At 63.1% G+C, this 23,858-nt stretch carries 22 protein-coding genes, 1 tRNA gene and 2 pseudogenes; 9 read left to right on the forward strand and 16 right to left on the reverse strand.

Annotated elements, in window-relative coordinates; all coding sequences use genetic code 11:
• Positions 1-78: 78 nt before the first annotated feature.
• From JL811_RS16155 to argB, 3 genes are all read right to left on the reverse strand, one after another.
• The gene (locus JL811_RS16155) at positions 79-585 is read right to left on the reverse strand and encodes a SixA phosphatase family protein (protein ID WP_202689737.1); all 507 of its coding nucleotides are present in this window, start codon (positions 583-585) and stop codon (positions 79-81) included.
• On the reverse strand, positions 582-1,241 hold the full coding sequence (locus JL811_RS16160; RefSeq protein ID WP_202689738.1) for a ferredoxin: 660 nt from the start codon (positions 1,239-1,241) through the stop codon (positions 582-584). Before JL811_RS16160 ends, JL811_RS16155 begins: the two co-directional genes overlap by 4 nt.
• Before the next feature lie 163 nt (positions 1,242-1,404).
• Positions 1,405-2,301 carry an acetylglutamate kinase gene (gene argB, locus JL811_RS16165; RefSeq protein WP_202689739.1) on the reverse strand — a complete coding sequence of 299 codons (897 nt, stop codon included), beginning with the start codon at positions 2,299-2,301 and terminating at the stop codon, positions 1,405-1,407.
• Between the two features lie 227 nt (positions 2,302-2,528).
• Between argB and JL811_RS16170 the strand changes: the two genes are divergently transcribed.
• Positions 2,529-3,260: an SDR family NAD(P)-dependent oxidoreductase gene (locus JL811_RS16170; protein ID WP_202689740.1), complete on the forward strand. Its 732-nt coding sequence runs from the start codon at positions 2,529-2,531 to the stop codon at positions 3,258-3,260.
• 23 nt (positions 3,261-3,283) lie between these two features.
• Here JL811_RS16170 and yihA read toward each other — a convergent pair whose 3' ends face one another.
• The 8 genes and pseudogenes from yihA to rpmH form a co-directional block, all read right to left on the reverse strand.
• Positions 3,284-3,937 (reverse strand): ribosome biogenesis GTP-binding protein YihA/YsxC, encoded by a 654-nt coding sequence (gene yihA, locus JL811_RS16175; protein ID WP_202689741.1) that lies wholly within the window; start codon positions 3,935-3,937, stop codon positions 3,284-3,286.
• Positions 3,934-4,674, reverse strand: coding sequence for an MOSC domain-containing protein (locus JL811_RS16180; RefSeq protein ID WP_202689742.1), 741 nt, complete (start codon positions 4,672-4,674; stop codon positions 3,934-3,936). The genes yihA and JL811_RS16180 overlap by 4 nt, the downstream gene beginning before the upstream one ends.
• Positions 4,671-6,500, reverse strand: a complete 1,830-nt coding sequence (gene yidC / locus JL811_RS16185; RefSeq protein WP_202689743.1) for a membrane protein insertase YidC — start codon at positions 6,498-6,500, stop codon at positions 4,671-4,673. The genes JL811_RS16180 and yidC overlap by 4 nt, the downstream gene beginning before the upstream one ends.
• Before the next feature lie 380 nt (positions 6,501-6,880).
• A complete protein-coding gene (locus JL811_RS16190; RefSeq protein ID WP_202689744.1) occupies positions 6,881-8,440 on the reverse strand; it encodes a putative bifunctional diguanylate cyclase/phosphodiesterase in 1,560 nt (519 codons plus the stop codon).
• 73 nt (positions 8,441-8,513) lie between these two features.
• On the reverse strand, positions 8,514-9,386 hold the full coding sequence (gene ttcA / locus JL811_RS16195) for a tRNA 2-thiocytidine(32) synthetase TtcA (protein WP_202689745.1): 873 nt from the start codon (positions 9,384-9,386) through the stop codon (positions 8,514-8,516).
• A gap of 51 nt (positions 9,387-9,437) precedes the next feature.
• Entirely contained in the window at positions 9,438-9,725 is a 288-nt protein-coding gene (gene yidD / locus JL811_RS16200; RefSeq protein WP_202689746.1) for a membrane protein insertion efficiency factor YidD, read from the reverse strand.
• 143 nt (positions 9,726-9,868) lie between these two features.
• Positions 9,869-10,330: pseudogene (rnpA, locus tag JL811_RS16205) on the reverse strand (ribonuclease P protein component); the annotation flags it as partial.
• Between the two features lie 46 nt (positions 10,331-10,376).
• Entirely contained in the window at positions 10,377-10,511 is a 135-nt protein-coding gene (gene rpmH / locus JL811_RS16210) for a 50S ribosomal protein L34 (RefSeq protein ID WP_202689748.1), read from the reverse strand.
• Positions 10,512-10,830: 319 nt separating this feature from the next.
• Here rpmH and JL811_RS16215 point away from each other — a divergent pair, with 319 nt between their 5' ends.
• The 4 genes from JL811_RS16215 to JL811_RS16230 all read left to right on the forward strand — a co-directional run bounded on the left by JL811_RS16215 (position 10,831) and on the right by JL811_RS16230 (position 14,850).
• A complete protein-coding gene (locus tag JL811_RS16215; protein WP_202689749.1) occupies positions 10,831-11,631 on the forward strand; it encodes a TVP38/TMEM64 family protein in 801 nt (266 codons plus the stop codon).
• A gap of 4 nt (positions 11,632-11,635) precedes the next feature.
• Complete coding sequence (locus JL811_RS16220) at positions 11,636-13,069, forward strand: dihydrolipoyl dehydrogenase family protein (RefSeq protein ID WP_202689750.1); 1,434 nt, start codon at positions 11,636-11,638, stop codon at positions 13,067-13,069.
• 134 nt (positions 13,070-13,203) lie between these two features.
• Positions 13,204-14,574, forward strand: a complete 1,371-nt coding sequence (locus JL811_RS16225; protein WP_202689763.1) for a sensor histidine kinase — start codon at positions 13,204-13,206, stop codon at positions 14,572-14,574.
• A 199-nt stretch (positions 14,575-14,773) separates the two neighbouring features.
• Positions 14,774-14,850 (forward strand) — tRNA-Arg (locus JL811_RS16230).
• Positions 14,851-15,079: 229 nt separating this feature from the next.
• Here JL811_RS16230 and JL811_RS20315 read toward each other — a convergent pair.
• Positions 15,080-15,235, reverse strand: coding sequence for a type I restriction enzyme endonuclease domain-containing protein (locus JL811_RS20315; RefSeq protein ID WP_202689764.1), 156 nt, complete (start codon positions 15,233-15,235; stop codon positions 15,080-15,082).
• Positions 15,236-15,252: 17 nt separating this feature from the next.
• On the opposite strand from JL811_RS20315, the pseudogene JL811_RS16240 reads away from it, so the two are divergent.
• Both JL811_RS16240 and JL811_RS20320 read left to right on the forward strand, forming a co-directional pair.
• Positions 15,253-15,615, forward strand: a pseudogene (locus JL811_RS16240) (IS481 family transposase); the annotation flags it as partial.
• Positions 15,616-15,693: 78 nt separating this feature from the next.
• Positions 15,694-15,939, forward strand: coding sequence for a transposase (locus tag JL811_RS20320; protein WP_202689751.1), 246 nt, complete (start codon positions 15,694-15,696; stop codon positions 15,937-15,939).
• On the opposite strand, the gene JL811_RS16250 is transcribed toward JL811_RS20320, so the two are convergent.
• On the reverse strand, positions 15,848-16,900 hold the full coding sequence (locus tag JL811_RS16250; RefSeq protein WP_202689752.1) for a glycosyl hydrolase family 8: 1,053 nt from the start codon (positions 16,898-16,900) through the stop codon (positions 15,848-15,850). The two genes, JL811_RS20320 and JL811_RS16250, sit on opposite strands and share 92 nt — an antisense overlap.
• A 204-nt stretch (positions 16,901-17,104) precedes the next feature.
• On the opposite strand from JL811_RS16250, the gene JL811_RS16255 reads away from it, so the two are divergent.
• Positions 17,105-18,190 carry a cache domain-containing protein gene (locus JL811_RS16255; RefSeq protein WP_202689753.1) on the forward strand — a complete coding sequence of 362 codons (1,086 nt, stop codon included), beginning with the start codon at positions 17,105-17,107 and terminating at the stop codon, positions 18,188-18,190.
• A gap of 3 nt (positions 18,191-18,193) precedes the next feature.
• Here JL811_RS16255 and JL811_RS16260 read toward each other — a convergent pair whose 3' ends face one another.
• Positions 18,194-20,191 (reverse strand): glycosyltransferase family 2 protein, encoded by a 1,998-nt coding sequence (locus JL811_RS16260; protein WP_202689754.1) that lies wholly within the window; start codon positions 20,189-20,191, stop codon positions 18,194-18,196.
• A gap of 1 nt (position 20,192) precedes the next feature.
• Positions 20,193-21,359 (reverse strand): HlyD family secretion protein, encoded by a 1,167-nt coding sequence (locus JL811_RS16265; protein ID WP_237685009.1) that lies wholly within the window; start codon positions 21,357-21,359, stop codon positions 20,193-20,195.
• Positions 21,360-22,380: 1,021 nt separating this feature from the next.
• Here JL811_RS16265 and JL811_RS16270 point away from each other — a divergent pair.
• On the forward strand, positions 22,381-22,581 hold the full coding sequence (locus JL811_RS16270) for a hypothetical protein (protein WP_202689755.1): 201 nt from the start codon (positions 22,381-22,383) through the stop codon (positions 22,579-22,581).
• Between the two features lie 388 nt (positions 22,582-22,969).
• On the opposite strand, the gene JL811_RS16275 is transcribed toward JL811_RS16270, so the two are convergent.
• Entirely contained in the window at positions 22,970-23,506 is a 537-nt protein-coding gene (locus tag JL811_RS16275; protein WP_202689756.1) for a hypothetical protein, read from the reverse strand.
• Positions 23,507-23,858: the final 352 nt, after the last annotated feature.

Consider the following 23,858-nt stretch of genomic DNA (forward strand, 5'->3'; position numbering starts at 1 on the left):
CCGGGAAGTAGCGGCCAGTGCGCCGGAATGCAAGGCGGGGCTTTGCCGGAAGGGTCAGGGGCAGACTCTGGCTCTGACTCAGGCCGGGATCTCACGCGGGATCACGAATTCCAGCAGCGCTGCCCCGCCCCAATCAGCCTCGGACCAGTCACTGATCGCGAAATCCGCCACCAGTGTCGCCCCGGTCGGATAACGCGGGAATTGCGGGTTGAGCGGGGGCACCTGCAACAGGCGCTGCGCAAATTCCGCAATGCCGGGATTGTGGCCGATCATCATCACGCAATCTGCATTGGCATGGCGCAGGACGGCCAGCATGACATCCGGCCCGGCATGGTAAAGCGCAGGCTTCAGATCAAGGATCGGCGTGCCGGGCAGGGCCGGTGCGATGCCCGACCATGTCTTGCGCGTGCGCAGCGCATCTGAACACAGCACCTGATCGGGCACATGCCCGCGTGAGGCAAGCCACGCCCCCAGATCGGCCGCCGCCGTCTTGCCACGCTCATTCAGCGGGCGGTCGTGGTCGGGTGTCAGGGGATCATCCCAGCTGGATTTTGCGTGCCGTGTCAGGATCAGGCGCTTTGTCATCGGTGAAACTGCCCCATGTGATAGGCTGATTGTTCCGGCAGTCTTGCATAGCGGTGTGACACCGGGCAAGCGCGACGCGCAAGGCAGCCCCCACCCAGACAATCCGCCCCTTCCGGCCGGGCCAGATGGCCGTGGCAGGCGGCCAGATCATAGGCCCCGCCCGCCAATGCACCCACCGGACAGGCGGCCCGGCAGGGGCGGTCCGCACAGTCAAGGCAGGGGCTGCGCATCGGTTCCGGCAGTTCGGTCGCCATGGGCAGGGCCAGCGCACCCCGAAAGCTGACCATCAGCCCCTGTTCGGCATGGACCAGCAGCCGGATCGGACTTTGCGCAATGCGGCCCGTCCGCAGCGCCCAGTCAAAGAACGGGTGCCAGGGAGGCCCGCCAAAAGGAAACAGCGCCATGGCGCCGATCCCGGCTGCGATCCGGTCCAGCACCCGGCGCGACCAGCGGTCCATCGGGTCGGGCTGGCCATCACCCCATTCCGGGCTTTGCCTGAAATGCGGCCAGAACCCCGGTTCCTGCGGGCCGATCAACAGAATCGCCCGGCTGCCGGGGGGCAGGCCCGGCTCGGCAGGATCCACCGCAAAGCCGCCAAGGATGACCAGCCGTTCCGCCGCCAACCGCGCCGCGATCTGCGCCCGATCCGGCCCCATACCTATCGCCCCCGCCGGGCCTGGAAAGGGGGCTCTGCCCTCGCGCGTTCCGCGCCCCCCCGGGATATTTCAAGGACAGAAAAAGGCAGGCCGCGCGGACTTTTCTGTCCGCAAATATCCCCGCCGAAGGCTTTCGCAATCGGCAGGGGGCGCGGCGGGCGCATCAGCGCAGGCGCGGCTTAACCCGGGGCTCGGTCGAACGGATCTGGCTGCCCGCGCCGTGATCGGTGAACAGTTCCAAAAGGCAGGCATTGGGAATGCGCCCGTCAAGGATGGTCACCGCCCGGGTGCCTTCCTCCAGCGCCATCAGCGCGGTTTCGGTCTTGGGAATCATGCCGCCCGCAATGGTGCCATCGGCGGTCATCTGGCGGATCTCCTCGGGCGTAATCTGGGTCATCACCTGCCCGTCCGCGCCTTTGACCCCCGCGACATCGGTCAACAGCAGCAGCCGGTCCGCCTGCAACGCGCCCGCAATCGCGCCCGCCGCCGTATCGCCATTCACGTTGAAGGTCTCATTATCGGCCATGCCGGTGCCGACCGGCGCGATGACCGGGATGATCCCGGCAGTGTAAAGATCGCGCAGTACCTGCACGTTCATTTCCACCGGCCGCCCGACGAATCCCAGTTCCGGGTCATCCGCTTCACAGACCATCAGATCGTCATCCTTGCCGGAAATGCCGACCGCGCGGCCGCCCGCATCCATGATCGCCTGCACGATGCGCTTGTTGACCAGCCCCGACAGGATCATCTCGACCACCTGCACGGTCGCCTTGTCCGTCACCCGCTTGCCGCGCACGAACGTCGATTCGATACCCAGCTTGCCCAGCATGTCATTGATCATCGGCCCGCCGCCATGCACCACGACCGGGTTCACCCCGACTTGCCGCATCAGCACGATATCGCGGGCAAATTCGGCCATGGCCGCATCATCACCCATGGCATTGCCGCCGAATTTCACCACCACCACCGCGCCGGAATAGCGTTGAAGATAGGGCAGCGCCTCGGAAAGCATTTTGGCGGTGTGAATGGCGTCTTGCATGGTCAGGGTCTGCTGTCTCATGGGAAATCTCCAGGGCGCGGGCGCGGATCCTGTCCTAACGCCTTCCTGCCCCCCTGCCAAGGCCCGCGCCCCGCAAACGCCTCTCCCTCCGTTCAAGGCCGCTTGCCTTCGCGCTGCAAGGCTCTACCCTCTCAACAGGTCCTGCGCGTTGCGCCCACCCCGGGATGCAGCCCGAAGACGCCTCCAGCAGACGTCCGCCATGAGGCCGATCAGAGGAGCCCGCCCCGATGACCCCGGAACGCACCCTTGTCCTGACCGGCGCATCGCGCGGGATCGGCCATGCCACGGTCAAGCGCTTTTCAGCCGAGGGGTGGCGGGTGCTGACCTGTTCGCGCCATCCGTTTGATCCGCGTTGCCCCTGGCCGGGGGGTGAGGAAAACCATATCCAGATCGACCTTGCCGATCCGAACAAGACCATCGCCGCCATCGAGACGATCAAGGCCAAGGTCAACGGCCGGCTGGATGCGCTGGTCAACAATGCCGGGATCAGCCCCAAAGGTGCGGATGGCGGGCGGCTGAACACGCTGGACACCGACCTGCGGATCTGGGGGCAGGTCTTTCACGTCAATTTCTTCGCCCCCGTGATCCTTGCGCGCGGCTTGCAGGCCGAACTGGTGGCAGCGAAAGGGTCGGTCGTGAATGTGACCTCGATTGCAGGGGCGCGGGTGCATCCGTTCGCGGGCGCGGCCTATGCGACCTCCAAGGCCGCACTGGCGGCCCTGACGCGCGAAATGGCGCATGATTTCGGACCCTTGGGCGTGCGCGTCAATGCCATCGCGCCGGGTGAGGTGGAGACCGCGATCCTGTCACCCGGCACCGACAGGATTGTCGAGACCCTGCCGATGCGGCGGCTTGGCCAGCCCGCCGAAGTGGCCGATGTCATCTGGTTTCTCTGCTCGCCGCAATCGTCCTATGTCTCGGGCACCGAAATCGAGGTGAATGGTGGGCAGCATGTTTGACAGCATACACTGACGGCTCGCCGCTATTCCAGTGCAGCGATCACCGCGCGCAGCGTCTCGATCCCTTCGCCCTTCTCGGAACTGGTGACAATCAGTTCGGGAAAGGCGGCGGGATGTTTCGCCAGTGCCCCGCGCACCTGATCGGTCACGCGGTCCAGTTCGGCCCGGCTGATCTTGTCGGTCTTGGTCAGAACGGCCTGAAAGGTCACGGCTGAGCGGTCCAGCAGGGTCAGGATCTCGTCATCCACCTCTTTCACGCCATGCCGCGCGTCGATCAGCACGAAGGCCCGGCGCAGCGTGACCCGCCCTGCCAGATAGGATTTCAGCAGCGCCTGCCATTTCGCAACCACTGCGACCGGCGCCTTGGCATAGCCATAGCCCGGAAGGTCAACCAGATACCGGGCCTCACCCAATGCGAAGTAGTTGATTTCCTGCGTCCGTCCAGGGGTGTTGGAAGCCCGGGCCAGCGTCTTACGCCCGGTCAGCGCGTTGATAAGGCTTGATTTTCCGACATTAGACCGCCCCGCGAAACAGACCTCGATCCGGTTGTCCGGCGGCAGGCCCGACATCGCGACCACGCCCTTGACGAAATCGACCGGCCCCGCGAACAGCAGTCTTCCCGCCTCACGCGCGGCAAGGTCGGGTTCGGGTGTCAGCGGAAAGCGAAGTCCGGTCATAGCAGGGTCACCCCATCCTCGGGCGCAATCCGCCCCGGAGTGACAACCACGGCATAGACCCCGAAATCGCGATGCCCCCAGCCGCCTTCCAGCGCGGTCAGCGTATCGGCATCGACGCGGCCGGTTTCGGGATTGGCCATCGTCGCGCGGCAACGGGTGATCGGTTCGCGCACTTCCAGCACGGCCTCACCGATGCACAGGCGGCGGCCGATCCAGTCGAACTCCTCAAACGGGGCCATGCCCTCGACCCACAGATTGCCGCGGAACCGGTGCTGCGACAGATCCTGCCCCATGCGCTGCGACAAGGCCCGGAGCGAAGCCAGACCAAGGATCGACACCGAAGCATAATCGCTGTCCGTCATGCCGCGCCCGGCACTGACGATGCGGGCAGGCTGCGCGCGGTCGGGCGGCGACAGCGGCGCCAGCCAGTCCAGAAAAGCGCCCAGATCCTCGGCCATATCGGGGCGGAAGGTAAGGTCGGGCCGGTCGGGATGCGACAGGGTCACGGCATCGCCTTCGGTCCGGGCGGTGATCGCCATCAGGGCCGCTGCCTTGGCCCCGCGATGGAAATTTGCGCAAGGGTTCCAGCCCGGTTGCAGCCTTGCCGCCTCATGCGCGACGGCCCAGCGGCGATCGCCGGGCAGGCAATCTCCTTCCGAAAGTGCAACGGACGCGAGTTCCTCGCGTCCGTGCGACTTGATCGGATAGCGCCAGATCGAGGCCAGCCGTGCGGTCATTTCTTCTTGCCGGGCTTGCTGGAAGGGGCAGGCGTCGCAACAGGCTTGCGCTTGAAGCCGGACTTGATGTTGCCGAACAGGTCCGGCGTATGCCCATGGCTTTTCATGATCAGATATTGCTGCATGAAGGTGATGACGTTGTTTGCGATCCAGTAGACGACCAGACCGCTGGCAAAGCCGCCCAGCATGAACATGAAGACCCAGGGCATCCAGGCAAAGATCATCGCCTGCGTCGGATCGGTGGGCATCGGGTTCAGCTTTTGCTGAAGCCACATCGACACCCCCAGCAGGATCGGCAGCACCCCGATGAAGATCAGCGCCATGATCGAAGCCGGATCGGGCGCGGCCCAGGGCAGCATACCGAACAGGTTGAAGATCGAGGAGGGATCGGGCGCCGAAAGGTCGGTCAGCCAGCCGAAGAACGGCGCGTGGCGCAGTTCCAGCGTGACGAAGATCACCTTGTAAAGCGAGAAGAAGATCGGGATCTGGATCAGGATCGGAAGACAGCCCGCAGCCGGGTTCACCTTCTTTTCCTTGTAGAGCTTCATCATCTCCATCTGCATCTTCTGGCGGTCATCGCCGACACGTTCCTTGATCGCCTCCATTTCCGGCTGAAGTTCCTTCATCCGGGCCATGGAGACATAGGATTTGTAGCTGAGCGGGAAGACCACGGCCTTGAGCAGAACCGTCAGCGCGATGATGGCCAGACCCATATTGCCGATCTGCAGGTTCAGCCAATGCAGCACGGCAAAGATCGGCTTGGTCAGGAAGAAGAACCAGCCCCAGTCAATCGAATCGATGAACCCGCTGACACCTTCCTCGCGTTCATAGGCGCGGATGGTCTCCCATTCCTTGGCCCCGGCAAAAAGCCGTGAATCGCGGCTGGCGGTTTCGCCCGGGGCAACGGTGATCGCGGGCAGGCGCGTCTCAGCCTGATAGATATCGGCGCCGGCCACATATTTGGTGACGGCGGTGAAGGGGCTGCCCTGTTCGGGGATCAGCGTCGTCATCCAGTATTTGTCGGTGAAGCCCAGCCAGCCATCGGTCGCGGCCTGCCGCACCTCGGCGCGCGCGCCCTCCCGCTCCTGCAGGGGCAGTTCGGCAACATCATCATAGTCGGTTTCGCGCAATTCACCGTCAATACGACCGACAACCCCTTCATGCAGAACAAAGAAATTCTGCAGATCGGTCGGCAGGCCATGGCGCGCGACAATACCATAAGGGGCCAGCGTAACCGGGGCGCCGGTCTGGTTCTCGACGCCTTGGGTCACGGTGAAAAGATACCGGTCATCAACGGCAATCCGGCGCGTGAAGATCAGGCCCTTGCCATTGTCCCAGCGCAGGGTGACCGGGGTTTCGGTGGTCAGCGTCGTGCCTTCGGCCAGCGTCCATTCGGTGTTCGGGCCCGGAACGTCCTCATAGGCAAGCGCCCCGCCGGGTGCCCAGCCGTAAAGCGCGTAATAGGCCGAGGGCTGCCCGACCGGCGACAGCAGACGGACAATATCGGCATCTTCATCCAGCGTTTCGCGGTAATTCTTCAGCGAAAGATCATCAAGACGCCCGCCCGACAGCGAGACCGAGCCTGCAAGCCGTTCGGTGTCGATATCCAGACGCGCAGCTTGTGGCGCGACATCGGCAACCGGGGCCTGGCCGCCGGACGGGTCGGCCGACGTTCCGGGGGGAACCAGCGCCTCGGTCTGCGAGGCTGCAGGGGCCTGCGCATTCGGATCGGCCACGGGTTCGGGAGGCGGAAACAGCACGAACCAGACCAGGATCACGATAAAGCTCAGCGCTGTCGCGAGAAGAAGGTTCTTGTTCTGGTCCATCTGGTGCCGCACGTCCCTGTTCAGAATCTGCGGTCGTTCAACGCGAGGGGAGCCGAAAGGTCAAGGGCTTTCCCCCGCGCATCCCTGTCCCTATCTCGCATTCGGGCGGAATTGACGCGGCAGAATGGCGGGAAAATGCCGGACCAAGGGGCGGCGCAAAGACGGTTTCCTGCGCGAGGGTCGCGCAGAAGTGCCGGAGAACGGGGGTTCACGCCTGGCCTGTACCGAAGCCCCAAGGCTGGGCCCATGAGATGGGGGCCAGGAAAATGAGCCTGCAGGACCCGGCCTGCAGGACTGGCCCCATAAAAGAATGGGTTGCAGGACCGCCCTCGGGTCTGCCCACTGCAGGACGGAACGGGTAAGGCCCGATGACGCGGCAGTCAGCGCGCGCGCTGGCTGATCTTCGGGGCGCGGGACTGGGATGCGCGGTGATGGATGACCCAATCCTCGGTCTCTTCCAGCGGCATGGGACGGGCGATATGATAGCCTTGCACATTCCCGCAGCCAAGCTGCGACAGCAGCGCATATTCGCCCGCAGTTTCCACGCCTTCGGCAAGGGTACTGATCCCCAGACGTTCGGCCATGGACAGGATCGCCGAGACCAGCTTGCGCTGCTCGGGGTCGGTATCAAGCCGCGCGATGAAGGACCGGTCAATCTTGATGCGGCGGATCGAATAGCGCCGGATATTGGCGATCGAGGCCGATCCTGTGCCGAAATCATCCATGTCGATGCCACAGCCCAGCGCCGCCAAGGCGCGGATATTGCGCAGAATGATGTCGTTCTCCTCTTCGGCGACGACAGTTTCCAGGATCTCGACCGACAACCGGTCCGGGGTGATGCCAAACCGGTCCAGCTCCCATTTCAGATTGTCGGCCAGTTTCGGATTGCGCAGTTCTGCCGAACAGAAATTCACCGAGACACGCGGCACCGCCAGCCCTGCACGATCCCATTGCACAAGCGCCGACAGCGCGTGGAACAGCATCGATTCCCCCAACCGCCCGGACAGGCCCGCCTCGTCGATCACGGCGAGAAAGTCCGACGGCGGGATCAGCCCGCGTTCGGGGTGATGCCAGCGTGCCAGCGCCTCAAAGCCAGAGATCGCGCCGGTATCGGTGTCGATCTGCGGCTGGAAATGCGGGCGGATCTGATGGTCGTCCAGCGCGCGTTCCAGATCCAGACGCAGACTGTCGCGATCCGCATGGCGGCGTGCCATATCGGGGGCGAAGGCACGGATCGCGCCGGGGCCATGGCGCAGCGCCTCATCCGCGGCAAGCTGTGCCGCATCCAGCATCGAGGCGCCCGTGCCGTGCGGCGCCCGTGCCCCATGGCAGAATCCGACCGAGGCCGTGACATGCAGCCGCATGCCGTCAAGGCTGATGGGCGGCGACAGTGCCGCCTGCAGCCGCGCGGCAACCTGGACCAGCGCCTCAAGATCCAGCCGCAGCATGGGGGCCAGGGCTACCGCCAGCCCGCCGCCTTCCAGCCGCGCAACCAGATCGCCCTCACGCATCGCGCCGTAGATCCGCTCGCAGCAGCGGTTCAGGATCTCGGCCTCGGCCGCACGGCCATGACGGGTGAGAATCCGGGCCGCATCGTCGAACTGAATCACAAGACAGCCGGTCGCCCGCCCGCCCTGCCCCGCCCGGGCCAGAAGTTCATCAAGCTGGGCCACGAAGGGCAGACGCATGCCGAAACCACCCTGCGCGGGCGCGGTGCCATAGCCAACCGCCGCCGTTTCCCGGAACGCCCCCGCCATGGCAAAGACCATCGGCAGGCCCAGCGCGGTCAGGATCATCACCGGCTCCCCGCCCAGCCAGAAAGACGCTAGTGTCAGGGCCGGGACGAAGACCAGAAATTCCGCCCGGCGCAACCATGCCCCCAGACGGCAAAGCCCGTATCCGAGCCGTTCGAGGCGACCCCGACCTTCCGAAAACCGCATCACTCGTCCCTTTCTGCCCCGGCCATGGGTCGTCATGGCCCGGCAAGACTAGGAACGATGGTTGAGGGAGTCCTTAACGCTCACGCCCGAGTTGCATCGCATTTTCTTCGACTTTTGTCTTGTCGCTCCGGGTCAGCGCCGCGAAATCGAACAGGGCCGGGTCGGGCAGATGCGAGGGGCGCACATTCATCAGCGCGCGGAACATCACATTGCGCCGACCGGGGCTGCGGCGTTCCCAGTCATCCAGCAGCGCCTTGACCTGCGCGCGCTGCAATCCGTCCTGCGACCCGCACAGATCACAGGGGATCACCGGATAGCCCATGGCGCGGGTAAACCGGTCGCAATCCGCCTCGGCCACAAAGGACAGCGGCCGGTAGACGAACAGATCCCCTTCTTCGTTCAGCAGTTTCGGCGGCATCGTCGCCAGCCGCCCGCCATGGAACAGGTTCATGTAGAAGGTTTCCAGAATATCGTCGCGGTGATGGCCCAGCACCACCGCCGAACAGCCCTCTTCCCGCGCGATCCGGTAAAGATTGCCGCGCCGCAGGCGGGAACAAAGACTGCACATCGTGCCCCCCGGCTTGGTCTTGTCGATCACCACTGAATAGGTGTCCTGATACTCAATCCGGTGCGGAACGCCCATGCGGGTCAGGAATTCCGGCAGGACCGTCGCAGGAAAACCGGGCTGTCCCTGATCCAGATTGCAAGCCAGCAGATCGACCGGCAAAAGCCCGCGCCATTTCAACTCCTGCAGGACGGCCAGCATCGTATAGCTGTCCTTGCCCCCCGACAGACAAACCAGCCAGCGCGCACCGGGTTCGATCATCGCGTAGGTTTCCAGCGCCTCGCGCACCTCCTGCACCAGACGCTTGCGCAATTTGCGGAATTCGGTGGATTTCGGCGCGCCGTGGAACAGCGGGTGGATATCGTCGGCGTCGTCAAGCATGTCGGTCCCTCGGATGATCTGCCGGTTGCGGCGGTGCGGACGGGGCGGGTCTCAGTTGCGCGGCGGTCTGGCGCGGGGCGGGCTGGTGGTGGTGCAGCCGGGATCGGCAGGCGGTTCGGTTCCGGGCACGGGGTCGAAGCCATGCGCCCCCCAGGGATGGCAGCGGCACAGCCTGCGCGCGGTCAACCAGCCGCCCCGAATGCCGCCATGAAGGGCCAGCGCCTCCATCGCATAGGTCGAACAGGTGGGCTGAAACCGGCAGCCATGCCCCACCCAAGGGCTGAGCAGCAGGCGATAGGCGCGCACCGGCAGCGCAAGGATATGGGCCAGCGGCGTCATGAGGGTTTGGCCCCGTCCGATCGCCCCCCCGACGAGGCCGGATCGGCGGAGACAGGACCAGAGGCGGGTGCGGGAATCGCCTTTCCCTTGCCGCGCCGCTTGCCGCGCGGGGGCGCAGGGCCATCGGCGCGGATCGGGGCATCATGGATCTTCAGAAGAGCGCTGCGCAGATCGGACAGCAGATCGTCAAAGGGGCGTTCTGCCGTGGCACCGGGGCGGCCGACCAGCACATAATCCCAGCCCGGACGGCCCAGGGCGGGCATCAGCGCGCGGGCAATCTCACGCAGACGGCGTTTGGCGCGATTGCGCATCACCGCATTGCCCAGTTTCTTGGAACAGGTATAGCCGACGCGCAGCGCCGCATTGCCATCGTCGCGCTGCCGGGCCTGCAGCAGAAATCCCGGCACGCCCTGCCTGCGGGCCGAGGCGGCGCGCAGGAAATCGGCGCGCTTGCGCAGAATCACTGGCTGGATTGTTGAGCGCGGACGCGGCGTTTCTGCCAAGGGCGCAGGCAAATCTGCCAAAGGCTCGACCAAAAGCGAAACCGCCGCAGGCCCCGGGGGGCTGGCGTTGCGGCCTTTCCCCTCTGCCTCCGGCGGTGTCATTGCGCGCTCCTCGCTGCTGCCGCGCCGATGGGGCGCAGCGGCAGGATCAGGCCGAAAGCTTCTTGCGGCCCTTGGCGCGGCGCGCATTCAGGACCAGACGGCCGCCCTTGGTGGCCATGCGTGACCGGAACCCGTGGCGGCGCGCACGGACCAGATTGGACGGTTGAAAAGTGCGCTTCATCGCGGTTCTCCATCATTCTTGTGCAACCGGCGGGCAGAAAAAGGCGAGCAGAGATTCTCCGCTGACCCGGGGCCGCGCGTGTTCGAAGGCTGTCCTTTAAGGTGCGGTCCCGGCCAAGTCAATTCATCCCCGCCGAAAATCCTGCAAGTTTTATGCCGTTGGACGATCCGGGCTGTCGCAGCCACCGTGACCTGCCCCGGGAACCACGGCCACGCCTCGACCGCGCCACGACCACAGCCGTTCAATGCCGCGTGATGGGACTGTCGCGCAACCCGCAGACCGCGTATTTCTGACAGATACCGAACAGGAACCCAAGGTCATGACCGAACCCGCCCGCCCCCGGATTGCCCGCCCCGGCTTTTCGGCGCCCCTTCCGTGCGAGACCGGGATCCCTTTGGCGGAGGATCGGACAGGCCGAAGCCCGCTGTCCCGTCGCCTTCCCTTCCTTCTGATTCTTGTCGTTGCAGTTCCGGGGGCCTTCCTGCTGCGCGATCAGCTGGATTTCGCCGCGCTGGCCGGGCACCGGGCCGAACTGCTGGCCTTTCGTGACGCGAATTACGCGCTGGCGGCACTGGCCTTCACCCTTGCCTATATCGGCATTGTCGCCTTCTCGTTGCCCGGCGCGACGGTGGCTACCCTGACCGGAGGCTTCCTGTTCGGCTTGTTTCCCGGCGTTCTGTTCAATGTTACGGGCGCCACCATCGGCGCGGTGCTGATTTTCTTGGCCGCGCGTGCCGGGTTTGGTGCCGGATTTGCGAATGCGGTCTCGGAACGGGGCGGGGCGGCGGCCCGGCTGCAGGCCGGATTGCGCGACAATGAATGGTCGGTGCTGTTTCTGATGCGGCTGGTGCCCGCCCTGCCCTTCTTTCTGGCCAATCTGCTGCCCGCCTTCATGGGCGCGCGGCTGTACCCTTTCGCCGTCACCACCTTTCTGGGCATCATCCCCGGGGCATTGGTCTTCACCTCGGTCGGGGCCGGACTGGATGAGGTCATCGCCCGGGGGGAAACGCCCGATCTGTCGGTGATCCTTGCCCCCGAAATCCTGTTGCCGATCCTCGGGCTGGCGGCGCTGGCCGCCCTGCCGCTGCTGATCCGCCTGCTGCGCCGCAAGGAGGCCTGAGCCAATGGAAACGATTCAGACGGACCTGTGCATCATCGGGGCCGGTTCCGGCGGACTGTCGGTGGCGGCGGGGGCGGCGCAGATGGGCGCGCGCACGGTGCTGATTGAATCGGGTGAAATGGGCGGCGATTGCCTCAACAGCGGCTGCGTGCCGTCAAAGGCGCTGATCGCCGCTGCCGCCCGCGCCCATGCGATGCGGTCAGGCGCGGCTTTCGGCATCACGCCTGCGGAACCGCAGGTCGATTTTGCCGCCGTGCAGGACCATGTCGCCCGGGTCATCGCGACGATTGCCCCGGTGGACAGTCAGGACCGGTTCGAGGGGCTGGGGGTCCGGGTGATCCGCGATCATGCCCGTTTCACCGCACCCGACCGGGTTGCGGCCGGTGCGTTTCAGATCACCGCGCGGCGTTTCGTCATCGCGACCGGGTCTCGCCCTGTCATTCCGCAGATCCCTGGGCTGGCGGATCTGCCCTTCCTGACCAATGAAACCCTGTTCGCGCTGCGCGAATGCCCGTCCCATCTGATCGTGCTGGGGGGCGGACCCATAGGCATGGAAATGGCGCAGGCGCATCGCAGACTGGGCGCTCGCGTCACGGTGATCGAGGCGGGCCGCGCCCTTGGGCGCGACGATCCCGAACTGGTGGCCCCTTTGCTGGCAAGGCTGCGCGCCGAAGGGGTGGAAATCCTTGAGGATACCCCGGTCACCGCCTTCACCGGCAAGGACGGCCTGATCCGCGCCGTGCTGAAGGACGGGCGCGGAATCGAGGGCAGTCACCTGCTGGTCGCAACGGGCCGGGCACCGGTACTGGCCGGTCTGGGGCTGGAGGCCGCAGAGGTCGAGCATACTGCCCGGGGCGTCACCGTGGGGCGCAACCTGCGCTCGGTCTCGAACCGGCGGGTCTATGCCGTGGGCGATGCAGCAGGGCCCGGGGGCGGCGGGCTGCAATTCACGCATGTCGCGGGCTATCACGCCGGACTGGTGATCCGTCAGGCGCTGTTCGGCCTTCCCGCCCGCGCCACGACCCGCCATATCCCGCGCGCCACCTATACCGATCCCGGCCTTGCCAGCATCGGCCCGACCGAGGCCGAGGCCCGAATGATCCACGGCAGCGCGCTGGAAGTTCTGCGCGTTTCCTTTGATGAGAATGACCGCGCCCAGACCATGCTTGCGACCGATGGCCTGCTGAAACTGCTGGTCGTGAAGGGCCGCCCCGTGGGGGTCGCCATCCTCGGCCCGCAGGCGGGTGAACTGATCGGCCTTTGGGCACTGGCAATTGCCGGCCGGATGAAGCTGTCGACCCTTGCCGGAACCGTCCTGCCCTATCCGACGTTGGGGGAAGTGTCCAAACGTGCGGCAGGAGCCTATTTTTCCCCGCGTCTCTTTGCTAATCCTTGGGTGAAGCGCGTGGTGGGGCTGGTGCAGCGCTGGCTGCCCTGATCCCCTGCCACGGGACGCGGCAAGGCGAAACGGGCAGGTCCGCCCCGGGGCGGCAAGACGGGGTAAAGGTGACAAGCGAAGGGGCAAAGAAGCCAGCGGCGGGTTTCCTGCGCACGCTTTCAGGCCGGTTCCTGATGCTGACCATCGTCTTCGTGATGCTGGCGGAAGTGCTGATCTTCCTGCCCTCCATCGCGCGGTTCCGGGTGGATTACCTACAACTGCGGCTGGAAAAGGCGCAGATCGCGTCCCTTGCCCTGCTGGCCACCGATGGCGTGATCTCCCCCGAACTGGAAAGTGAACTGCTGGCCAATGCGGGCGTCTATAACGTGGTGCTGCGGCGCGACGAGGTGCGGCAGTTGATCTTGTCCTCACCAGTCGGGGCCGAGATTGCAGCCACCTATGATCTGCGCGACCCGCATCCGCTGGAACTGGTCCGCGACGCGCTGGCGGTGCTGGTGATCGGTCAGGACTTTCCGTTCCGGGTTTTCGGCAATCCGGTGCAGGATGCAGGACTTCTGATCGAGATCACCCTGCCAGCCGCGCCAATGCGGCAGGCAATGTTCGATTATGCCATAAGGATCCTGATCCTTTCAGCGATGATCTCGGTGGTCACGGCTACATTGCTGTTCATTTCGGTCCGGCATTTGCTGGTCCTGCCGATCCGCCGCGTGGTGCAACATATGGCCTCCTATGCCGAGGCGCCCGAGGACGGGCGGCGCATCATCACCCCCACATCCCGCGTGGCCGAACTGCGCGAGGCCGAGGATACGCTGGAAAGCCTGCAGACCCAGCTGACCGGATCGCTGCGCCAGAAGGAACGGCTGGCACAGCTTGGATCGGCCGTGGCCAAGGTCAGCCACGATCTGCGCAACATCCTGACCACGGCGCAGCTTTTTGCCGACCGGATCGAGGGCAGCGCCGATCCGGTCGTGGCACGGATCGCGCCGAAACTGGTCGGCTCCATTTCCCGGGCGGTGTCACTGTGCGAATCAACACTGGCCTTCGGCAAGGCCGAGGAACCGCCCCCCCGCCTGAGCCGTTTCGCGCTGCGCCCGCTGATTGAAGAGATCCTTGAGGCCGAGGCGATGGACGGGCGGCCGGGGCTGGAGACGCTGATCGACGTGCCGCATGGCCTGATGATCCGCGCCGATGCCGAACAGCTCTATCGTGTGCTGGCCAATCTGATGCGCAATGCGATGCAGGCCATCGACGCGACCGGTCAGGGCGGCACCATCGAGATTGCCGGGGGCGAATCGGAAAGCGACTGGTGGCTGCGCGTCGGTGATACCGGCCCCGGACTGCCGCCCAAGGCGCGCGACCATCTGTTCACCGCCTTTCAGGGCAGCGCGCGCAAGGGCGGCTCGGGTCTGGGCCTTGCGATTGCCGCCGAACTGGTGCGCGGCCATGGCGGCAGGCTGGAACTGGTCCGCAGCGACGAGACCGGCACGGAATTCGCGATCCATCTGCCGAAATCCGGCGATCCCGGGATGGACCTTGCCCCCTGAGGCCGTGGCCCACGCCGCTTTACCGCTGCCGCAGGCCGGTGAAGGGTGGGGAGGACGGGGGACAAGGCCCGCTGCGCCCTTGCAAGGCGGGGATAAACCCCCTGGTCCGGCGGTTCCTCCAGCGCCTTGCCCGGACCTTTCGCGAATTTGCGTTTCCCCCTTGCATTGCCCCGCCCCCCCCGCTACATCGGCGCCCAACGGACCCGTAGCTCAGCTGGATAGAGCATCAGACTACGAATCTGAGGGTCGGGCGTTCGAATCGCTCCGGGTCCGCCATTCCTCTTTGAAATGCTTGTGTTTTTCGACGCTTTTGGGACTTACCCCCCAAAGATCACACCAATTCACGCTGCGCTTGAATGAAACAGATCGCGACACCTTCGTGCAAATGCGAAATGGACGCGAGTGTCGTTCCAAACGATTCGGAGTTTCCAATCGCGTGTGCTTTTGGCCCCAGTGAACAATGATAACGCATTCATTCGATCACGAGCCAAGTAAAGGGGCACTATCACCCCTCCAACTCCGACAGCATCGCCTCAGCCTGCGCAAGAACCCCGCGAACCGCAGCGTCCTCCAGATCAGGAGGATAACCATACTTCCGCAGGATCCGTGAGGTGCCCCTCGGTGTTTGATCCCACGGTTTGATGCTGCGATCCTTTCTCAGGAATGGAAGGAAGCAACATGGGACAAGTTCGTCACGGGAGCGCCACGACCACGCACGTCGTCAGAGCAGCAAGACAGCGATCGCAAGCTTCGCTCGCGCAGTTGAGCCGGGAACTCGGCATCAATCCGAAGACGGTTGCAAAGTGGCGCAAGCGCGCGACGGTCGAGGATATGAAGACCGGGCCGACGGAACCGCGCTCAACGGTGCTGACCGAGGCCGGGGAGGCGATGATCGTCGCGTTCCGGCGCCACACGCTGCTGCCGCTGGACGACTTCCTCTATGCACTGCAGTCGTCGATCCCACATTTGACGCGGTCAGCGCTGCATCGCTGTCTGCAACGGCATGGAATCTCACGTCTGCCGGATGTGGAGGGTGACAAGCTGTTAGGGCCTGTTGACGTTCAGGACTCACATCTCGGCTGAGTTCTGATTCAAGGTTGCAAACAGAGGAGAGCAGCCTTGACCCGACGCGCCCTGACCGATGCCCACTGGGCGATCATCGAACCCTTCTGCCTTGGCAAATCATCCGACCCCGGCCAGACCGGGCGCGATCCGCACCTGTTCGTGGAAGCCGTGCTGTGGATTGTGCGAACGGGTGCTCAGTGGAACCCAGTCAACACAAGTTCGACCCGGGTCTTCCGACATGCGCCGCGATTTTTGCGAACAGGTGCAGGGTGGCTGGGTAATAGGGTTGGCTCGCGATGAACTCGGGAAGGGGTTCACGACATAAGGCAAGAGCGGCAACAGCGGCATAGCCAGGATAGCGGCTGGTTTCGCGAAGGGTGTTTTCAGCCAGGTCAAAGACGATTGGACTTTCACCTGCCCCCGCTGTCGTTTTGTAGGCAACGGCCGCGTTCAGGACGGCAGGATGTTCGGTGAGCCCGGACCAGATCAGGAACAGGGAACATCGGATCGCTTCGTAGCCGCTGAGAGCCGAGTGACGCGGTGAGATTGCCCAGTCCTGCGTCGTCAGTGTGACCCAATCCGGGATCAGTCCAGCTTCGGCAAATTCGGCCAGCAGCGACTCTCCGTCCGAGGATGCTTGCAAAAGTTTGTCCGTTTGCGTTCTCAGGCCAAGCTCCTTCATGGCGAGGGGCATGATATAAGACGGGTTTATGGTGACAGAGTCCGCGTCTTGAAACCCTTCTGCAGCTGGGAGGAAGACAAGTCGGGCCGGATCTCGCGGATCGGGGCGCAGACAGGCATCTGAAAGAAATTCGGCGATCGCTTTTGCCCGCGCCAGATACGATGGCTCGGCAAAGCGATAGGCAGCGCGGGCGAGCGCCCATGCGTAAAACAGGTCGCCGTCGGAGGCATTGTTATAATCGTCGATCTGCGGCACGGCACCCGGCCGCCATCTCCAGGCCAGAAGAGGATCGTTGCGTACCGCGAGATAGGCCTCGGTCCACTGAAAAATCCTGCGGAACACCTCGGCGTCGCCAAACCATTCCGCCAACACCAGCGCATAGCCCTGCGCCTCGGAATGCGTGGCCTGTTCTTGCAAGTGATCAATCACCCGTCCGTCTTCGGCCAGAAAGGCGGCTTTCCAGGCGACCCAGTCTGCAGCGTCCGGCGTTTTTGCTGCGGCAGGCCATGGGCCAAGACTGGCCCCCCCTGACGCAAGCAACACGAGGCAGGTACGCCGATTCAATGAGATATCCGACACATGAAGGTCTCCGATTGGCCACTCTGATCAACATGCTCCCAATCATCATGGGAACGCTGAAAATTCAACCTCTGGTGGCGTCGCGCTGGTCTCTTACCACAAAATGCCCTAGTCTATTGAATGTTTATCGCCGTACGAAAGCATGGACCACCACAAGCTGATGCGAAGGCCAAAGTGCTATGGTCAAGGGGAAGCAGATCCGGAATGACAAAACAAAACACCATATCCATTTCGTTAGCGACGGCCCTTTACGGCTTTGTCGCCCTTTTTTTCCTGCTTTTCGGACTGCTGACAGGCAAGATCATCTATGATCGGACAGAGGCGGTGCAGCATACCGCGCTGGCTGAAGCGGTCGAAGTGCGCGGCAGCCATGCAGCTCTGGATTTTGCCCGCACCCTGAACGTGGATTGGCAGAATCTTAAGAATATCGGGGAACGGCTGGCACTTAACGACCCGGCTGCCTTGCGTGCCGCGCTTGATATGACGGTTGGCAATGGAACGCGTGTTTCCTGGGCAGGCTATGCGACGCCGAACGGGCGCGTGGCATCCAGTTCGAACGACGTTCTGAGCGAGGCGGATGTCAGTGCCAGACCATGGTTTCAACGCGGCTTGAGTGGTCAGTTTGCGGGAGACGTGCACGAGGCGGTCTTGTTGAACCGCATTCTGGGCGGGACGGAGGAAGAGCCTTTGCGTTTCATTGACCTTGCTGCGCAGGTGTTAGGGCCCGATGGAGCCGTGGCCGGGGTTTTGGGGTTCCACATCAATTTTGCCTGGGCTGAGGACTATCTGACGGAAACGGCTCGCAGTCTTGATGTCGACCTGTTTCTGGTGGATCAGGTGGGGAATGTGATTATCGCAACCGATGGGTCGGCAACCGGATCGTCCAGCCTTGAAGTGTTTCGTGCGGCGGCAGCAGGCGTTGCACATTCGGACAGTGAAGTTTGGCCAGACGGGGAGACATATTTCACGCAGGTCGTTCCGCAGGTGACCTACGGAGATTTGCCATCGTTTGGATGGCGGCTCGTGGCGCGCATTTCGCCTGAGACGTTCGACGCCGCCCGGACGGAGCTGCGACTTGAAATCCTCATTGTGCTGGGGGCGGCGGGGCTGTTTCTACTGATGTTGACCGTGCTGTTCAACCGGATTTTCCTGCGGCCCGTGGCCGATCTGGCGGCAAATGCGCAACGTATCGCCGCAGGTGCCGACGATTATCCTATGGAAAATCGCAGCTCTGCTGAAGTTGCAACCCTGTCCGCAGCCTTGGCGACCTTGCAAGGGCGCCGAGGCTGACCGTCAATTGCGCGTTGTCGAAAAGGACAGGCGCCGCGCCAGATCATGAATGAGGGAGGCGGCCCGCACCGCAGACACGCCGGGGGCATCGCCCTCGGTATAGAACCGTCGGACGAGGGCAGCATGCTGGTCAACTGTCGGCTTGAGATTCAGGCGCGCGCCATCCGGTGTGGTGGCCTGCACAATGGCCTCGACATCACCCACATCACGAATACGGATCACCGCGCGTGTGCCCGCCGGGTAGGTCTGCCCCCGGATGCGGACGGTGCTGCGCGTCAAACTTTGCAGCCAGACGCGACGGGGACCATCCGGCCCGGCACAGATCGCGCGTTCGGGCACATCAGCGATATGGCGTTCCGAGCGTGGAAGTTCCACGCAGGCTATGATCGTCAGCGCCAGCACAAAGAGGTTGAAGACCGTCCAGAACAGGATCACCGCCTTGCCATCTCCTGCATCGGAAAAGGCAAAACTGTCGAAGGCGATGCCGATGACCAAACCCAGAACGGTCAGGACCAGCAGGATTAGATAGGGCATCATCATGCGCCACTGCACCACGATCCGGCTTCGATCGCCTCCCTTGGCCGTTACGCTGAATGGATGGCCATGCGGTTTTATCAGGCCGATCACAGCGGCCCGGCTGATCGGGATCGCGGCCAGAAGTTGGCTGACATCATGGATCAGCGGAACCAGCAAGCCACGCGAGACGATTTGCAGCGTCATCGTGACCCAGACGAAATACACCCCGAAGTAACTGATCACATCCGCCACGCTGGCGTTGACGACCGTTATGTTGAAATACCAGTACAGCAACGGGTAACTCAGACCCGCAAGCCGGAACGGGAACGATGTCAACCAATAGAGGATCGCGTCAATGATGCTCCAACGGTCGCGCAGCCGCATCGGTGTGCTGCCAAACGGCCCCAGATTGCTGCGCGCGATCTGCATCTGGCCCAGACACCAGCGAGCGCGTTGGGTGACGTACTCCTTCAACCCCTCGGGGGCGAGGCCTTCGGTGACGGGTTCGTTCAGGTAAACTGTCTTCCAGCCGATGCTTTGCAGAACGGCGGTCAGAAGAATGTCTTCGGTCACACTTGTTGTCGGGAAGCCGCCCGCCAGCTGCACCGCCTGCCATTTCACGATCGATGACGTGCCACAGCAGATGGCGATGCCCCAGGCATCGCGCGACGGCTGGATATGGTCAAAGAAGAACCGCTGTTCGTCAGGGTATGATCGGGACAGGCCAAGGTTGTGTTGAATAGGGTCGGCGTTGAAAAAGTGCTGCGGGGTCTGCACCAAACCCACCGTCGGGTCATGGAACAGTGCGAGAGACCGGCTGATAAAGCCTCGGTGCGGCACGAAGTCAGCGTCCAGCACCGCGATGTAGTCAGGCTGGATAGCATCTTCGGCCAACACACGCAGCGCATTGTTTATGTTGCCGGCCTTTGATCCCTTGTTGTCGGATCGCCGAAGATAGCGGACGCCTAATGGCGCGCAAAAGTCTTGCAACCAATCACGGCGGCCATCGTCCAGAACCATGACCTCTTTGTTGGGATGGTTGAGGGCAAGTGCACCGATGATGGTGCGCTCCAACACTTCGAGATCTTCATTATAGGTGGCGATCAGGATACTGACGCGCGGCATCGGTTGCGGGTCAGGTCCGCGTGCCCACCAGCCCAGGTTGGCATCAACTTCCGCTGTACGGTCGCGCGTGCGTGACATGATGGCAAAGCCACTGAGCGAGCCCACAAGCGCGGCAAGCTCGAACCCGAACAAAGACCAGCTTGCCGCCCAGTCCCAAGTCAGGCCAAACGGGGCAAGTGTCTCGGTCATCCGCCACCAAGCATAGCGCAGCGCAAGGACTGCTGCGACCGCGAACAGCAAGGTCCGATGCCAGTTCTTCTGCCGATCTACGATCTGCGGCAACACAAGCGCGAGGCCCAGCACAAAAAGCACCTGCATTGTGCTGGCCCCGATGTCGCTCAGAAGCAGCGGCGGAAACATCTCAATTCCACCAGCCACGCAGAACATCCAGCGGGCGCGCCTCGAAAAAGGCCCGTCCGGTCCGGCCAATACTGCAGCGCAGGTCTGCTTCGTTGCGCAACGCAGGCACCAAGAGCGCCACATCAAAGCGCTCCAGATGCCTTTGGCTGGGGGCAACGGCAAGATTCTCGTAAACCGTTGCCGCACCAGACCCGGCCATGCGAATGATGGTGCCGTCAAAATTCCGCCCGTCACCTGACAAGCGAAAAGCCGCGCCATCGCCGATCTTCAGTCGGTTGTAGACATTTTCTGAGACCGACAGCGTGACGATGACTCGATCACAATCTGCCAGGCGAAGCACATCCTGCCCGCGCTGAACGGTTTCTCCGTCAGCGGCCAGCACTTCCCAAAGTTGACCATTGGCGGTTGCCTCCAACGCTGCTCCACTCAACAGGTTGAGGCGCAATCGTTCTTGTTCCAGCCGTGCAGACACCGCAGCAAGACGTGCTTCGGCCTGTGCCAGATCGACCGTCAGTCGATCCCGTTCTGTCGCTAACTCTGTCCGGCGCTGTTCGGAATAGGGGGCATCATTGTAGCCGTCGCCCAGAAACACGCCAGCCACTGCGGCATCCAGCTCGATCTGAAGCACCGCGACCCGTTCCTGTGCCAGATTGATTGCAATATCGGTCGAGCGCGGGTCGCTGGCTTCGGTCGCCTGATCCTGGTCCAATGGCCTGGTCAGCGGCGCCCCTGCGCCGACACCCTCTTGTAGAAGTTGCAGTCGCTCGCGGGTATGCGAAAGGCGCGCGTCGATTTCTGCTATACGCTTGGCCTCAAAGGCATCGCGACGGGTGGACAGGCTCTCGATCCGAGGATCAAGGGCCGCAATGCGTGCTGTGAGCGCATCAACCTCTGCCGTCGCAAAGCCCTGTTCCATCGCCAGATCATTGACACGGATGGAATCCACCAACGGATCGACTACCGTGGCCAATTCTTCCTGTCGGCGGACCGCCGAACCCAGCGGCCTGTCTTGCAGGGTTATCTGCCCCGCGACAGGGGCACGTAATGTGCTGAGTGGGGCATTGACCACGGCGTTTGCACTTGCTCCGGACATCTGTTCGCCCACAATGACCCACAATGCGACAAAAATCAGTGCAAGTCCGATCAGAAGCCTCGAGTACCGCATCATACACTCCTATGCAGGATTGAAGTTCGGGCATTGTCTGCCCGTGACAGCAGCAAGCCGTCGTTTAGACGGGCGTCGTGCTGCTGCAGAATGGTGCCTTCTTTCAATGCAATCGCTCTCGATTTTCGTAGAGAGAATGCACCATTTACATCTTGGGCGCGACTTATACATCCAAAATACAATTTTGAAGCCGCTATGCGCGGCTTTTGTGCAGCACTACTGCAATCATTGTTTCCGCAGCGAGCGTCAGAGCCGGAACCATGTAAAACTCTTGCCAAGAAAAACGGCGAGTGCTCACGAACCAGACCGACTCCGAGCACTCGCATGGCCCCAGTTTTCGCTGTCTGTTTTGCGGATTTTCAATCGGCACGCAAAACTGGCTCTGACTCACTTTTGATGACTTAGACGTTCCTCTTCGACTGTTGCGATGATGCGGGCTTTCAGGATCGCTATGCTGGCGCGGCCATACATCTGGCGTTTGAGAAGCTTCAGTCGATTGATCTAGCTCTCCGTCTGACCATTCGACCAGCCGCGCGGCCTGCTGCGGCTTCGATCATGGCGATGCTGGCCATTGCGGCGGCTCCTGCTTGGTTGCAACGCCCTTTCAGCGCGCCGCGCTGCCGAAAGAAGAGCAGCAGGGGAACCGGAAACAACGCAGCTTGGGGCAGGGGGAAGGGTGCGGGCGGCCACCAGCCGAGTCGCGGCATGCGGGGGAATCACCCGGTCAGGTCACGGGTGCTGCAAATACGACGCCGGAGGCCGGACCCGCCGCAACGCCGATCCGGGCGCGGTTCGGGGCCAAATCAGGCGTCTGAAGGGCAGTTCAGGTGTTGCGTCGATTGACACATCCTATAGTATTGGATAATTTACATACCTAAGGATGGATTATCCATCCCCCGCGACGATAGCAGGCAGCTCAGGGACAACGGGCATGACGCGAATGGCAAGGCCGCAGAATGATGTTTCCCCGGTCCCCCGCCACCACCTCACCGAGCCCACTGCCGGACGGATGAAAGGACGGGTCATGATCGCCCTCTATCTGCTTGCCGGAACGACCGGCGGATTTCTGGGATTCGCTGCAGCCATCCTGCTGGGAACCTCCATCATGGCGGCCTTCGCGCTATATTTTCTGGGCGGAGTGGCGATGATCGGCCTGACTGTGACGCTGCGCCTTCTCCTGACTGCAGAGCGCGCCGAACCCGTCGGGCAGACGCAGGACGCCTGAACGGGTCTTGACCGGGCCATTACGCAAGTCTGCGGGGGCATCCGCACCGGCAGTCACGATCAATGCGCCGGTCACGGTGCAGGGCAGCGCCGTAACGACTGAACAGAATGCCGATCACGGCTGCTGCTGGTATCATATCTCTCTCTTCCTTATGCTTCGCGGTTCCGCAAAACGCGCCGCCATCACCGTCCCTGCCGGATCCGATGTCCAGTGTTCGGTCAGATTGGTCAGCGGTTCGTAAGCGCGCCGCCGACGATGCGCCGCGCGGAGCCATCCATGCCGAGCCCGCATGCACCCGAAAAAAGGCCGCAGGCAAAGCCTGCGGCCAGTGGGCATGAGCGGGCGGGAAATCGGTGACCCTGCGGAGTGATAGGTCACACCGCGCCGTTCAGCATCGAGCGGTAAGATAATAGGCATTGTTCTGATAGGCCGCACGAATGCCCTCGGTCAGGGCCAGTTCCTGCATTGGGCTTTTCAGCGTCACGTCGCAGGCCATCATCCGCTCGCAGGTCAGGTCATGCCCGCGCACCTCGCTAGACAGCAGCAAAAGCGGCAACCTGGGCGTGGCATGACGCACACGCATGCAGAAATCCACCGTGCCTTCCGTGTCATCCATGTAGTCGGCATCGACCATCATGAAATCCAGATGCGGCGCATAGCGCTGCAGCCAATCCATCGGCAGGGGCTGATATCCGATGACCATCAGCGTCGTGCCGTGCCGAAGCGCCCAGTCTGAAATCACACGGGATGGCGGCCCTAACTCTCCCAGAAACAGGCTCAGCCCCTTGGGACAAAGCTGATCCTGCGGCGTAAGGGACAATTGGTGGTCGACTTTTTCAAAGATCTTCTCGAAGGGCCGAGCGGCAATCGCTGCTGCATTCGCTCCAACCACGCTATGCGGGGTATTTTTCTCAAGTCCAGGCATCGTGGGACCTCCGCAGTGAATCAGAGAAAACATTATTAAGTATGTAGATTACATACTTTTGATCACATGTCATCACTTTAACGCCGTGAGTTCGCTTTGATCCGTCAGAAAAGGACGCGGCAAGATGGCCCGCCAGCACGGGGTGCAATCACCCTGCCTGCGCGATCGCCCCCCACGCGGACTGTAGAGGTGCAGATCGCTGCAGGGCCCATCGCCCTTAATGCAGAGGCGCGGCCCGTTTCCGGGCCGCGCACCGGGACGCTCCGGGAGAGTGGAGCGCCCGTGACGGGTCGGGATCAGGCGTTGGAACTGTCGTCGAGGCCCCCCAGCAGGCCCTCCGACCCCAGCAGAC

The organism is Szabonella alba (genome assembly GCF_016765775.1).
GTDB classification, from domain to species: Bacteria; Pseudomonadota; Alphaproteobacteria; order Rhodobacterales; family Rhodobacteraceae; genus Szabonella; species Szabonella alba.